The sequence below is a fragment of the Salsipaludibacter albus genome, from assembly GCF_019798055.1.
Lineage (GTDB): Bacteria > Actinomycetota > Nitriliruptoria > Nitriliruptorales > Nitriliruptoraceae > Salsipaludibacter > Salsipaludibacter albus.
The window spans coordinates 35486-49177 of sequence record NZ_JAHOPH010000010.1 but is presented as its reverse complement, the minus strand read 5'-3'; the positions used below and the strand labels follow the sequence as shown (position 1 = coordinate 49177).

General features: G+C 72.5%; 12 protein-coding genes and 1 tRNA gene. 8 read left to right on the top strand and 5 right to left on the bottom strand.

The genetic code is table 11. The features are described 5' to 3' along the window. Positions 1 to 44 precede the first annotated feature (44 nt). The 4 genes from KR546_RS19650 to KR546_RS08115 are packed head-to-tail and all read left to right on the top strand — an operon-like array spanning position 45 to position 3098. Entirely contained in the window at positions 45 to 1097 is a 1053-nt protein-coding gene (locus KR546_RS19650) for an acyl-CoA dehydrogenase (protein ID WP_238444207.1), read from the top strand. Between the two features lie 17 nt (positions 1098 to 1114). Beyond that, entirely contained in the window at positions 1115 to 1696 is a 582-nt protein-coding gene (locus tag KR546_RS08125) for an SAM-dependent methyltransferase (RefSeq protein ID WP_238444206.1), read from the top strand. Beyond that, complete coding sequence (locus KR546_RS19645; RefSeq protein WP_238444205.1) at positions 1693 to 2397, top strand: PIG-L deacetylase family protein; 705 nt, start codon at positions 1693 to 1695, stop codon at positions 2395 to 2397. Before KR546_RS08125 ends, KR546_RS19645 begins: the two co-directional genes overlap by 4 nt. Beyond that, complete coding sequence (locus KR546_RS08115; RefSeq protein ID WP_238444204.1) at positions 2394 to 3098, top strand: glycosyltransferase family A protein; 705 nt, start codon at positions 2394 to 2396, stop codon at positions 3096 to 3098. Before KR546_RS19645 ends, KR546_RS08115 begins: the two co-directional genes overlap by 4 nt. Positions 3099 to 3210: 112 nt before the next feature. Here the strand turns inward: KR546_RS08115 and KR546_RS08110 are convergent, their stop codons facing one another. After that, on the bottom strand, positions 3211 to 5226 hold the full coding sequence (locus KR546_RS08110) for an alpha-1,4-glucan--maltose-1-phosphate maltosyltransferase (RefSeq protein ID WP_238444203.1): 2016 nt from the start codon (positions 5224 to 5226) through the stop codon (positions 3211 to 3213). Positions 5227 to 5407: 181 nt separating this feature from the next. Here KR546_RS08110 and KR546_RS08105 point away from each other — a divergent pair, with 181 nt between their 5' ends. Continuing rightward, the gene (locus KR546_RS08105) at positions 5408 to 5635 is read left to right on the top strand and encodes a hypothetical protein (RefSeq protein WP_238444202.1); all 228 of its coding nucleotides are present in this window, start codon (positions 5408 to 5410) and stop codon (positions 5633 to 5635) included. 176 nt (positions 5636 to 5811) lie between these two features. Further along, on the top strand, positions 5812 to 6627 hold the full coding sequence (locus KR546_RS08100) for a transglutaminase-like domain-containing protein (protein ID WP_238444201.1): 816 nt from the start codon (positions 5812 to 5814) through the stop codon (positions 6625 to 6627). Positions 6628 to 6686: 59 nt separating this feature from the next. On the opposite strand, the gene KR546_RS08095 is transcribed toward KR546_RS08100, so the two are convergent. The 3 genes from KR546_RS08095 to dcd form a co-directional block, all read right to left on the bottom strand. Beyond that, positions 6687 to 9116: a glycoside hydrolase family 65 protein gene (locus KR546_RS08095; protein WP_238444200.1), complete on the bottom strand. Its 2430-nt coding sequence runs from the start codon at positions 9114 to 9116 to the stop codon at positions 6687 to 6689. 67 nt (positions 9117 to 9183) lie between these two features. Next, complete coding sequence (locus KR546_RS08090; protein WP_238444270.1) at positions 9184 to 9924, bottom strand: HAD family hydrolase; 741 nt, start codon at positions 9922 to 9924, stop codon at positions 9184 to 9186. A gap of 108 nt (positions 9925 to 10032) precedes the next feature. Then, a complete protein-coding gene (dcd, locus tag KR546_RS08085) occupies positions 10033 to 10602 on the bottom strand; it encodes a dCTP deaminase (protein ID WP_238444199.1) in 570 nt (189 codons plus the stop codon). A gap of 137 nt (positions 10603 to 10739) precedes the next feature. Here dcd and KR546_RS08080 point away from each other — a divergent pair. Continuing rightward, a tRNA-Gly gene (locus KR546_RS08080) sits at positions 10740 to 10810 on the top strand. 231 nt (positions 10811 to 11041) lie between these two features. Further along, the gene (locus tag KR546_RS08075) at positions 11042 to 12577 is read left to right on the top strand and encodes a multicopper oxidase family protein (protein WP_238444198.1); all 1536 of its coding nucleotides are present in this window, start codon (positions 11042 to 11044) and stop codon (positions 12575 to 12577) included. A gap of 44 nt (positions 12578 to 12621) precedes the next feature. On the opposite strand, the gene KR546_RS08070 is transcribed toward KR546_RS08075, so the two are convergent. Next, entirely contained in the window at positions 12622 to 13461 is an 840-nt protein-coding gene (locus tag KR546_RS08070; protein ID WP_238444197.1) for a sulfurtransferase, read from the bottom strand. Between the last annotated feature and the right edge of the window lie 231 nt (positions 13462 to 13692).

Here is a 13692-nt window from a genome sequence, read left to right as displayed (position 1 = left end):
ACGACGTGGCGGGCGCGACCCGGTCCAGGAAATGGAGCCCCACCGTGGCCACGACCCCGGACACCCACGCGCCAGCACCCTCCGGCGCGACGACTCCGCGTGTCCGGGTGGCGGCGCCGAGCGACGCGCCCGACGCCACGCGGCGACTGGGCGAGCGGCTCGCCGCGCTCCACCGCGCCGGCGACCTCGACGTGCCGCTCCCCGGCTCCGGCGGGACGTGGGAGCGGTGGTGCCGACTGGCCGAGGTCGCCGCCACGGACCTCAGCCTCGGCCGGCTCGTCGAGGGCCACCTCGACGCCGTCGCGATCCGGCGCGAGGCCGGACTGACGACGGGCAGCGGCCTGTCCGGGGTGTTCGCGGCGCGAGGACCCGGCAGCACCGTCGAGGCGGTCCCCACCGCGGACGGCTGGACCCTGTCCGGCACGCGCCGGTACGCATCCGGGGCCCGGGTGCTCGACCGCGCGCTGGTCGACACCGAGTCGCCGGAGGGCTCGCAGCTGTTCGAGGTGGACCTGCGCGCCGAGGGGATCCGGGTCGTCCCGGACAGCTGGCAGGCCGTGGGGATGGCCGCCACCGACACCATCACGCTGACCTTTCACGACGTCGCGGTCCCGTCCGACGCCCGGGTCGGCGGCCCGGGGTTCTACACCCAGCGACCCGGCTTCGGCCATGGCGGGGCGGGCGTGGCGGCGTGCTGGTGGGGCGGCGCACTGGGCATCGTGCGAGCGCTGGTCGACGGTGCCGCGGACCGCGCCGGTGGGGAGCGCCGGTCCCACGCGGTGGCCGCAGCCCTGGCCGTGCGTGACCTCGGCACGGTCCTGCGTGCTGCCGCACGGGACCTGGACGCGGATCCCGGCGACGCCGAACGGGCGCACGAGCGTGCCTGCCGCGTCCGGTGGACGACCGAGCAGCGGTGCCAGGAGATCCTGTCGCACGCCTGGGCGGCCGGCGGCACCGCCGTCGTGGCCGTGGACGGCGCCCATGCGGCCCGCCTGGTCGACCTCGCGACCTACCTCACCCAGTTCGGCGGATCGGCCACGCTCGACGTCGTCGATCCACGCCGCCTGGTGGCCGGACTGCCGGGCTCGGCGCCGTGACGTCGACTGGGCGCACCGTGTCGTCCCACGCCGGCCCGACCCGCCTCGCGGACGCCTACTTCCACGAGGTGTGGCAGGAACCGGACCCGTGGGACTTCGAGGACTCCTGGTACGAGGCGCGCAAGCGCGACCTCACCCTGGCCGCGCTGCCCGACCAGCGGGTGGCGCACGCCTTCGAGCCCGGGTGCGCCCAGGGGATCCTGACCGCACGGCTGGCCGCCCGGTGCGACCGGGTGACGGCGATCGACCCGGTGCCCGAGGTCGCCGCGCGGGCCCGGGAGCGCGTGCGCGCCGACGTCGACGTCGAGGTCCGGGTCGGCGCCCTGCCCGACGACTGGCCCGAGGACCCCGTCGACCTGGTCGTGGCCAGCGAGGTCCTCTACTACCTCTCGCCCGCCGGCATGGAGGTGTTCGTCGAGCGGCTCGACGCGGCCCTCGACGTCGGGGGCGCCGTCGTCGCCGTGCACTGGCGGGGTCCGACCGACTACCCCCAGACCGGCGACGAGGTCCACGAGCGACTGGGGGCCGTCGACTGGCTCGCCCGAACACTCCACGCCGAGCAGGACGAGTTCCTGCTCGACACGTGGGTGCGCACGTGATCGAGCCGGCCGGCGGTCGGTCGGCACGCAGTTGGTCGGACGCGATCGCGGGCCTCCCCCCGGCCGCGGACTGGCCCCCGGACCACCCCTGGACGGTGGTCGCGCCGCACCCCGACGACGAGGTGCTGGGCGTGGGCGGGGCACTCGCACAGTCGGGACGGCGGCGTGGCGAGGTCCACGTCGTCACGGTCACCGACGGGGAGGCGGCCCGCCCCGACGCGGACCGGGTTGCCCGGGAGGCCCTCGCGACGCGTCGTCGGGCGGAGGCGGTCGCGGCCGACCGCGCCCTGGGCGTGCAGCCGACGCGGACCTTCCTGGGCCTGCCGGACGGGGCGGTCGCGTCGCGTGCCGACGAGCTGGTCGACCGACTGGCGGAGCTGCTGGACGGGGTCGAGACGGTCGCGGTGGTCCTGCCCGACGACGGACACCCCGACCACGACGCCACCGGGTGGGCGGTCGACCAGCTCGACCTCGCCGGACGCCGCATCGTGCGGTTCGGCGTGTGGGCGTGGAACTGGGACGCCGACACGACCGCGCGCCTGGCCGGCGCCACCGGACTGGACCTGGACGACGAGTCGCGTGCGCGCAAGGCCCGCGCCATCTCCGCGCACGCCAGCCAGGTCACCGCCGTCGACGGCCCGCCGATCCTGCCCCGGCGCTTCCTCGATCACCACCTCGGACCACGGGAGGTGGTGTGGTGAGGGTGTCCCGCGTGGTGGTCGTGGTCCCCGCACGCGACGAGGAGGCGGACCTGGCCACCTGCCTGCGGGCCCTGTGCATCGCCGCCGAGGCGGTCGACGTCCCGACCCGGATCGTGGTCGTCGACGACGGCAGCCGGGACGACACGCGACGCGTCGCCGCGTCGCTGCTGGACCCCCCGCACCTGGTGGTGGAGGGCCCGGGCCTGGGGGTCGGGGCCGCACGTCGCCGCGGGGTGGCGGTCGCGTGCGGCGATCACCCGGACCGGTCCGGCACCTGGGTGGCCAGCACGGACGCCGACACGGTCGTGCGGGCGGACTGGCTCGTCCGACAGGTCACCCACGCGCGATCGGGCGTCGACGCCGTCGCCGGGCTGGTCCGACTGCGGGCCGGCGGCCCGCCCGGCCTCGGTCGCGCCTTCGCCACGCACTACGGCCAGTTCGCGCCCGGCCATCCCCATCCCCACCTCCATGCGGCGAACCTGGGCATCCGGTTCGCCACGCTCCACGCGGCCGGGTCGTGGCCTCTCCATGACCGCGGCGAGGAGCACGCGCTGTGGGCCCGCCTGCCCGAAGACGCCCGGGTCCTGGCCGACCCCGAACTGGTCGTGGAGACGTCGCCCCGCCTGGTCGGGCGCGCACCGCGCGGCTTCGCCCGCGACCTCGCCGGACTGGCCCGCCAGCTCGACACCCCGGGCGACTGAACCAGCGCGCACACGGTCATGTGGGGGATCGCGTGGGGGATCGCGTGGGGGGTCGAGTGTGCGGATCACGGCCCTGGGTGGCCGCGAAGAGCACACTCGACGGGATCTGGGGCTACTGGGGGTGGACGGCGAAGACGTGGGCGGGCAGGCCGGGGTCGAGCTCGACGTACTGGTCGCCGCCGCGCCAGTGGAAGCGGTTGTCGGTCAGGCGGTCGTCGACCAGGAACCACTGGTCGCCATCCATCCCCAGCGCGTCCATGTCCAGGTGCAGGTACGTGCCGTGACGCCACTGGGTGTCGAGGCTGATCACGACGAGCACGGTGTCACCGGTCTCGGCATCGCGCTTGGAGAAGCACAGGACCTGGTCGGACTCCGCGGCGTGCAGCACCAGGTTGCGGGTGTCCTGCAGGGCGCGGTGCTCCCGGCGGATCCGGTTCACCCGGCTGATCAGCGGTGCCAGGGACTCCGGGTCGTCCAGGTCCCAGTCCCGCAGCTGGTACTTCTCGTTGTCGAGGTACTCGTCATGGTCCGGGCGGGCGAGGTTCTGCATCAGCTCGAAGGTCGGGCCGTAGATGCCCCACGACGACGAGATCGTGGCGGCCAGCAGCAGTCGTTGGACGAACATCGCCCGCCCGCCGTACTGGAGGTGGGACGGGAGGATGTCGGGCGTGTTCGGCCAGAAGTTCGGGCGGTAGAACTCGGCCACCTCGGTGTCGACCAGGTAGCGGATGTACTCCTCGAGCTCCCACTTGGCCTCGCGCCACGTGAAGTAGCTGTAGGACTGGTTGAACCCGCGCCGCGCCAACTCCTCCATGACCCGCGGTCGGGTGAAGGCCTCGGCCAGGAAGATCATGTCCGGGTGCTCGTCCTTCAGCGTCGAGATCGCCCACTCCCAGAACCGGAACGACTTGGTGTGCGGGTTGTCCACCCGGAACACCCGCACGCCCTGGTCGGCCCAGAACCGCATCACGTCGAGCAGCGCCTGCCACAGCCCCTCGGGGTCGGAGGTCTCGAAGTTGATCGGGTAGATGTCCTCGTACTTCTTGGGAGGGTTCTCGGCGTACTGGATCGAGCCGTCGGGGCGGGTGCGGAACCACTCCGGGTGCTCGGTGACCCACGGGTGGTCGGGCGAGCACTGGAACGCGATGTCCAGCGCGACGTCGATGCCGAAGTCGTCCCGGGCCGTGCTGACCAGGTCCGCCAGGTCCTCGACCGTGCCGAGCTGCGGGTGCACGCTGCGATGCCCGCCCTCCTCGGCACCGATCGCCCACGGCGAGCCGATGTCGTCGGGGCCGGCGGTGACCGCGTTGTTGCGTCCCTTGCGCTTGGTGCGTCCGATCGGGTGGATCGGGGGGAGGTACAGGACGTCGAAGCCCATGTCGGCGACCCGGGGGAGCTGGCCGACGACGTCCCGGAGCGTGCCGTGCTCGCCCGGCTCGCCGAGCGAGCGGGGGAACAGCTCGTACCAGCTCGAGAACCGCGCCCGGATCCGGTCGACGTCGATCTCGAGCAGCTCGGACGAGGTGGCGTTGGCGCGTGGGTCGACCTGTCGCACGGCGTCGGCCAGTGCGTCGTCCATGCCGTGGCCGACCCGGGTCCCCCGGTCCAGCGAGGTGTCCTCGAGCAGCTTCGTGGTCGCCCGGATCGCGCTGGCGGGCTGGGACCGGCGTCGCCCGATCATCCCGCGCAGCAGCAGCGCGCCGGCAGCCAGGTGCGACTCGACGTCGACGTCCGCGGCAGCCTTCTTGGCGAGGTCCTCGCGCCAGGTCGTGAAGTGGTCGACCCAGGCCAGCACCCGGTACTCCCAGCGTCCCATCGACGTCACCGTGAACGAGCCGGCCCAGGCGTCCTGGCCGGCATTGGTGACGTGCAGCGGGGACTCGAGCCACTCGGTGTGACCCACCGGGCGGTACCGCACGATCGCCGAGACGCGGTCGTGGCCATCGGCGTACAGGTCGGCGGTGAGGTGGACCGACTCGCCCACCACGCGCTTGATCGGGAACCGGCCGCCGTCGATGCGGGGGCGCACGTCGCGGACCACGACCCGGCGACGTGGCTGGTCGGGCAGCGGCGGCGAGGAGCCACGTCGCGTGTCGGGGGACCCGGTGGAGGACACGGCTGGGGACACGGTGGGGCCTTCGGGCGACTCGACGGGTGACAGGGTCGTGCCACCCCATGGTGCCCGACCGGCCGGGGCCGCAGGGGCCAACGGCCCGAACGGACGGTCATGCCGACCAATCCCGGCCCGTGGCGGCTCCGAACCACCCATGGCGCCGAACCGCTCGACGCCCTTCGAAGGGGAGATCCACATGACACGCACCACTGCCGTCCGCTCGTTCCTGACCGCCGCCGTCACCGTCGGCACGCTGGCCCTGGCCGCTGGTCCCGCCGCCGCCGCCCACTGTTCCGACCTCGGCGAGCCGGGAAACTCCGACTTCGCCAGCCACGTCCGGGCCAACGCCGGACAGGGCCACAACGAGGGCGAGCACCAGGGCTGGAGCTCGTGCGAGGAGCAGGCTCGCAGCGGCGGGCGCTGAGCCGCAGGTCACCCATTCGACCGGCCGGGACTCGGCTGGGACGCGACCCTCGCCCCTGCGGCGGGGGTCGTTTCGTGTCCCGACCGGTCGTGAGGCGAGTCCCTTCCCGACGGCGCGTGCGCATGACCACCATCGACGTGGATCGGTGCCCCGGACCGACGTCGTATCCTTGCGCGATGCCCACCATCGACTCGCCTCGCCACGTCCACTCCTCCTTCACGGCCACCGTGCACGAGGAGGCGGACCTCGTCGTGTCGGTCGCCGTGGCCGCCGGGGTCCCGGTCACCGACGAGGACCTGGTCGTCACCGTCGACGACGCCCCGGTCGAGGTCGTCGAGCAGCACGACTGGCTGGGCTCCCGCCTCCACCTGGTCTCGGCCGTGCCACCGGGCGACCTCTCGGTCGTCTACGACGCGACCACGACCGGTCCCGGCGAGCTCCCGGACGCTGGCCCGCTCGACCGGGTCGTCGGGCTGCGCCCGAGCCGCTACTGCCCGTCGGACGCGATGGCCGCGATCGCCGGCTCCGAGTTCGCCGGCCACGACGTCGTGGACCTGCCGGCCGCGGTGGCCGCACGGGTCAACGAGGCACTGAACTACGACGGGGCCGAGACCCGGCCGACCGACTCCGCCCTGGAGACCTGGCTGCGCCGGGCGGGCGTGTGCCGGGACTACGCCCACGTGACCATCACGTTCCTGCGGGCCCTCGGCGTCCCGGCCCGGCTGGCCTCGGCCTACGCGCCGGGCCTGTCACCGATGGACTTCCACGCCGTGGCGGAGGCGTTCGTCGACGACCAGTGGCACGTGGTCGACGCGACCCGGCTGGCCCCGCGGGCGTCGATGGTGCGGATCGCGACCGGGCGTGACGCGGCCGACACGGCGTTCCTGACCGTCCAGCGTGGCCGGGTCGACATGGGCGCGGTCGAGGTGCGGGCCGTGCTCGACGGGGACCTGCCGATCGACGACCCCGCGTCGTTGGCCCTGCTGCGCTGACCCGGCCGGGCGACCGCCAACCAGGACGCTCGACCAGGGCGCTCGACCGGGACGCTCGATCAGGACGGCGCGTCGGGTGCGCCCGCGGTCAGGTCGCGCACGGCCGGCTCGTCCGGCACCAGCTCGACCACCTCGTGACGGTGCCGGATCGTCATCCGGTCGCCGACCTCCAGCGTGTAGGTGACCTCCAGCCGCCCGATGGCCACCCGCACCCGACCGGCCTGGGTGGTGATCGCGAACGACATCCGACGCCAGTTCGACGGCAGCCGCGGGTTGAACGCGAGCACGTCACCGTCGTCGCGGAAGCCGGCGAAGCCGTACACCAGTGACTGCCACACGCCACCGGCCGCGGCGACGTGCACGCCGTCGGCGACGTTGCCGGCCACGTCGGCGAGGTCGACGAACAGCCCGAAGCGGAAGTACTCCAGGGCCCGGGCGTCGTCGCCCAGCTCGGCCGCGACCACCGACTGCACCGACGCCGACAACGACGAGTCCCCGGTGGTCAGGGGGTCGTAGTGGTCGAAGTTGGCGCGTTTCAGCTCCGGGTCGAACTCGCCCGGCAGGAGGAACATCGCCAGCACGATGTCGGCCTGCTTGAGGACCTGGTGTCGGTAGATCACCAGTGGATGGAAGTGCAGGAGCAGGGGGTACTTCTCGCGTGGCGTGGCCGCGAAGTCCCAGACCTCCTTCTCGAGGAAGTGCACGTCCTGGGGGGTGATCCCGAGCCGGTCGTCGTGCGGCACGTGCATCGCCTCGGCGGCCCGTCGCCAGGTCTGGACCTCGCCGGGTCGCAGCCCCGTCCGGTGCGACAGCCGGGCGAACAGGTCGGGTCGCTCCTCGCGCAGCAGGTCCACCACCTCGGCCGCGTAGTCGAGGTTGAGCCGGGCCATCAGGTTGGTGTAGGCGTTGTCGTTGACGACCGTGGTGTACTCGTCGGGGCCGGTGACACCGTGGATGTGGAACGACTCCCGGTCGCCGTTGCGGAAGAACCCCAGGTCGACCCACAACCGGGCGGTCTCGACCAGGATCTCGGCGCCCTCGTCCATCAGGAACTCGTGGTCGTCGGTGGCCCGGACGTACTTGCGGATCGCGTAGACGATGTCGGCGTTGATGTGGTACTGCGCGGTGCCCGCCTCGTAGTAGGCCGAGGCCTCCTCGCCGTTGATGGTCCGCCACGGGAACAGCGCCCCCTCCTGGTTGACCTCCCGGGCCCGGCGCCGGGCCGCGTCCAGCAGCGTGTAGCGGAACCGCAGCAGGTTGCGGGCGGCTCGTGGCAGGGTGTAGGTCAGGAACGGCAGGACGTAGATCTCGGTGTCCCAGAAGTAGTGGCCCTCGTAGCCCGAACCGGTCAGTCCCTTGGCCGGGATCCCGGTGCCCTCGGCCCGGGCGGCGGCCTGCACGATCTGGAACAGCGACCAGCGCACCGCCTGCTGGACGACCGGGTTGTCCTCGATGACGACGTCGGCCGCGGCCCAGAACTCGTCGTACCACGCGGCCTGCTCGCGGGCGAGGTCGTCGTAGCCGCGGTCCATGGCCCGGTCCAGCACGCGGTGGACCCGGTCGGCGAGGCGCTTGGAGGGCGCCGAATGGGAGGTGACGTAGGCCCCGAACTTCTCCAGCACCAACGACTCGCCCCGGCCGAGGTCGCCCGAGAACACGGTCTTGGCGCGGGCCCGGTCGCTGAACGACTCCTCGTCGATCGCCACGCTGGCGGACAGGTGGTGGTCGATCCCGCACGCCAGGGTCATCCCCGAGTCGGCCACGCGGTAGCGCAGCACCCCGCGACGACCGTCGACGCCGTGGCCCTCGCAGACCAGCACGTCGCCGAGCGCCTCGGCCCGACGCGGGTCGACGATCGCCTCCACGTCGGTGCCGACCACCTCGACGTCGGTCGAGGGGTCGAACACGTCGCCGACCATCCGGCCCGAGTCGTCGGTGGCGGCCTCGTGGCGCAGCTGCGACGAGATCACGACCGGCGCGGAGCCGTTGAGCATGGTGACCTCGTAGCGGAACGCGACCAGGTGGCGCTGGGCCATCGACACCAGCCGCCGGGAGCGCACCCGGACCCGCTTGCCGGACGGCGTCCGCCACACCAGGTCACGCACCAGCTCGCCGGTGCGCATGTCCAGCCGGCGCTCGTAGGACTCGATGTCGGCGGTGACCACCTGGAGTGGCTCGTCGTCGACGTAGAGGTGGAAGCGCCGGGCGTCGGGCACGGCGACGATGGTCTGGCCGGTGCGCGCGAAGCCGAAGGCCTCCTCGGCGTGCTTGATCGGCCAGGTCTCGTGGAAGCCGTTGACGAAGGTGCCCAGGTCGTGCTGGGGGCGCCCCTCGTCGGGCGCGCCACGCAGCCCGACGTAGCCGTTGGACAGCGAGAAGATCGTCTCGGCACGGGCGAGGTACTCGGGGTCGGTGCCACACTCGACCAGCGCCCACTCGTCCACGGGGTAGACCGTGGTCGGCAGGCCGACGATCTCGCGGTGCAGCATGCGGGTGTCCTCGCTGTGTCAGGCGGTGGTCGATGCCCCCGTCGGGCCGCCGCCACGTCCGTGTCGTTCAGTCCAGCAGGTCGGCCAGGTCCGCGACGACCGGGTCGGCACCGGCCTCGGTGAGTCGACCGGCCTGGTCCCCCTCACCGATGCCGATGACCGTCCGGAAGCCACCGAGGCGCCCCGCCTCGATCCCGGACACGGCGTCCTCGACGACCGCGGCCTCGCCCGCCTCGACGCCCAGGCGCCGGGCACCCTCGAGGTAGGTGTCGGGCGACGGCTTGCCGGGCAGCCCCTGGCCGGCAGCGACCACGCCGTCGACGATCACCGAGAACCTGTCGAAGATCCCGGCCGACTTCAACGACGCGACGGCGTTGCGCGACGACGACACGACCGCGGTCTCCAGGCCCGCGTCGCGGGCGGCGTCGACGAAGCGCACGGCACCGGGGAAGGGCTCGACGCCGCGCTCGTGCATCAGGCGCAGCACCAGGTCGTTCTTGCGCGTGCCCAGTCCGTGGATCGTGTCGGCGTCCGGCGGATCGTCGGCCGAGCCCTCGGGCAGCACGATCCGGCGCGACTCCAGGAAGGCGGCGACCCCGTCGTAGCGCGGCAGCCCGTCCACGTGGGTGAGGTAGTCCGGGTCCACCTCGAACGGCTCGAAGGGGTGGCCGTGGTCGGCCGACCAGCGCATCAGGAACTCGTCGAACATCAGCTTCCACGCCGCGGCGTGCAGCGAGGCCGTGTCGGTGAGCACCCCGTCGAGGTCGAACAGGACGGCACGGTGCGCGTCGAAGTCGAAGTCGGCCATGGTGGTCGGGATGTCCTGGTCGGGTGTGGACACGATAACCCGCCCCACCCGGCCGGTTCACCCCCGTCCGTGCGGCCACGCGTGGCGCGGCCCGCCCGGTGGGTCGACTCAGTCGGCCCGGAAGTTGAGGTGGGAGCGCGACGCCGTGGGGCCTTCCTGGCCCTGGTACTTCGAGGTGGTGCCCGCGGAGCCGTAGGGGTGCTCGGCGGGTCCGTCGAGGCGGAAGAAGGCGAACTGGCCGATCTTCATGCCCGGGTGGATGGCGATGGGCAGGGTGGCGACGTTGGACAGCTCCAGCGTGACGTGGCCCGAGAAGCCGGCGTCGATGAAGCCCGCGGTCGAGTGGATCAGCAGGCCCAGTCGGCCGAGCGAGGACTTGCCCTCCAACCGGGCGACGAGGTCGTCGGGCAACGTGATCCGCTCCAGCGTGGAGCCCAGCACGAACTCGCCCGGATGGAGCATGAACGGCTCGTCGTCGTCGACCTCGACCAGGTCGGTCAGCTCGGGCTGCTCCTCACGCGGGTCGATGTGGGGCACGCGGTGGTTGGCGAACACCCGGAACGAGCCACCCACCCGGACGTCCACCGACGAGGGCTGGATCGCGTCCTCACCCAGGGGATCGATGCCGACGTGGCCGGCCTCGAGGGCGGCCCGGATGGAGCGGTCGGACAGGATCACGCGCGGTCCTCGGGCTGGTCAGGGGCGGAGGCAAGCTCGGACGGAGGTGGTCCGGTCGGTGCGGCCGACGGGACCGCTCCGTGGCCTCCGGGACGGTTGGTGGGCCTGCAGCGACCCCGATAGGCTCGGCGACCACCGCGGGTGTAGCTCAATGGTAGAGCCCCAGCTTCCCAAGCTGGTGACGGGGGTTCGATTCCCCTCACCCGCTCTTGCTCCGTCGGGAGCCCGAACGCCGGCACCGCCTACGTGCCGCACGCCATTCCTCCCCGACCCGTCTCCGTGACACCTTCCGGGGCGCATCTGCAAGAAGTCCGTAGACGTCCTCCCGGAAGTCCCCTATGGTCGTGCCGCGGGGCGGTGCTGGGGGTGGTCCGCGCGTGCAGGGAGGACCCCCGGATCCCAGGGCCGTCGAACGACGACCAGCCCGATCGGACCATGGATGACCACCCCTGCGCGCCCATCGAACCTCCCGACGCTGTCACGTCGTGACCTCCTGCGCCTCGCGGGCGGCCTGGCCGGCGGCGCCGCCCTCGGCAGCGCGCTGCACCCCGGGCGCGCGCACGCGGCCGTCGCCACCCCGCTGCACGAACCCGAGGTGTTGCGCAGCCGGGGCGGGGTGCTCGACGTCACCCTGCGGGCCCAGGAGACCAGCGTCCAGGTCGGTGACCGCCGGTACCGGATGATGACCTACAACGGTCAGCTCCCCGGCCCCACCCTGGTCGTGCACCCCGGGGACGTGCTGCGGGTGCGGCTGGTCAACGAGCTCGACGCCCCGACCAACCTGCACACGCACGGTCTGCACGTCTCCGGCGAGGGCAACGCCGACAACGTGTTCGTCCGCGTGGACCCCGGCGAGTCGTTCGACTACGAGATCCCGATCCGGCATGACCACCACACCGGGACCAACTGGTACCACCCCCACTTCCACGGCACCGGGGCGCAGCAGGTCTTCGCCGGACTCGCCGGCGTCCTGGTGGTGGAGGGGCGTGAGCAGCAGCCGCGGTCGATCGGCATCGACCGCGACCGCGTGCTCGCCCTGACCGCCACCCAGTTCGACGACTCCGGCGAGGTCGTGCCGGCGCTGTCCTCCGGCCAGGCGGCCCAGGTGCGCCTGGTCAACGGCCAACTGGACCCGACGATCGACATCCGGCCCGGCGAGGTCCAGCGCTGGCGACTCGTCAACACGTCGGTCAACAACGTGATCCGGGTCGCGCTGGACGGACACACGATGACCCGCGTCGCCGCCGACGGCAACCCCTACCGCCAGGCGGTCGAGGTCGACGAGGTGGTGCTGGCGTCGGGCCAGCGGGCCGACGTCCTGGTCCGGGGTGGGGACCCCGGCTCCTCCGCCCTGCGGGTCCTGCCCTACGACATCGGGTTCGGTGTCGTGGTGCCGGAGGCGCGTCTCGCCACGCTCGTGTGCAGCGGCCGTCCGACCACGGCCCGTCGTCCCCTGCGGCTGGACCCCCTGCTGTCACCGCTGGAGGACCTGCGGGACCACGCGGTCGACGTCCGCCGCGAGCTCGCGATGACCATGGCGGGCGGGTTCGGGATCGACGGCAAGCGCTTCGACCCGGAGCGGGTCGACCAGCTCTGCGAGCTCGACGCGGTGGAGGAGTGGACGGTCCACAACCCCACGGGGCTGGTCCATCCCTTCCACATCCACGTCAACCCGTTCCAGGTGACCCACGTCAACGGCATCCCGGTGGACTCACCCTCCCGGGAGGACACCGTCATCGTGGACAAGAACGGGGGGAGCATCACCTTCCGGACCCGGTTCGAGGACTTCACGGGAACGGCGATCTACCACTGCCACTTCGTCACGCACGCCGAGCTCGGCATGATGGGCATCGCCGAGGTGGTGGACCCGGCGCTGCCCGTGCCCACCGACATCGACCCGACCGGGCCGTGGTCGTGCACGATCACGCCGCCGGAGGGGACGGTCCCGGTGCCCGGCGTGGACGGCGCGGTCTGAACCGCCACCGCCCGGCCGGGCTGGTCCCCGGGACCTGGCGGGGGTCAGCTGCCCAGTTCGACGGGCACGCCGACCAGGCTGCCGTACTCGGTCCACGAGCCGTCGTAGTTGCGGGCGTTGTCGTTGCCCAGCAGCTCGTGCAGCACGAACCAGGTGTGGGACGAGCGCTCGCCGATCCGGCAGTAGGCGATCACGTCGTCGTCGGCCCCGATGCCCGCGCCCTCGTAGATCTCGCGCAGTTCGTCGACCGACTTGAAACTGCCATCCTCGTTCGCTGCGGTCGACCACGGGATGTTGCTGGCGCCCGGAACGTGGCCCGCGACGTAGGGCTGCTCCTGGGGCAGGTGCGGCGGGGCCATGACCTCGCCGGAGAACTCCCCGGGCGAGCGCACGTCGACCAGCGAGCCGTCACCGGCCTCGGCGACCGCGATGACCTCGTCGCGGAACACCCGCAGCTCGGGCCGTGGCTCGCCGACCGCGAACGAGCCCGGCGACGGGTCCGGCACGTCGGTGGTCGTCTCGCGCTCCTCCAGCTCCCACTTGGTGCGGCCACCGTCGAGCAGGCGCACGTTCGACACCCCGCGGTAGGCGAGCAGCCAGTAGGCGTAGGCGGCGAACCAGTTGTTGTTGCCGCCGTACAGGACGATGGTCTGGTCGTCGGAGATCCCGTGGGACGCCAGCAGCTCGGCGAGCTCGTCGCCGGTCACGAAGTCGCGGCCCGACTCGGACTGGAGGTCGTCGACCCAGTGCAGCATGACGGCGCCGGGGATGTGCCCGGCGGCGTAGGCGTCAGTGTCCTCGTCGACCTCCACGACGGCGATGGTGTCGTCGTCGAGACGACCGGCGAGTTCCTCGGTGTCGATCAGCACGTCGTTGGCAGCCATGCTTCCTCCTGGTGATGGGACGGGGTGATGGGACGGGGTGATGGGACGGGGTGATGGGATGGGGTGATGGAACAGGTCGCGTCCGGCACGTGGCCGGACCGGACGATCGACCGTAGGGCACCGGAGTGTCGGTGGGTCGTCCGGGTGGTCACCAAACGGTGCGAACCCCCTTCCCTGCCAGCCGGGAAAGGAACCGGCAAGGATCGGGCAAGGACCTCGTCATCGACTCCC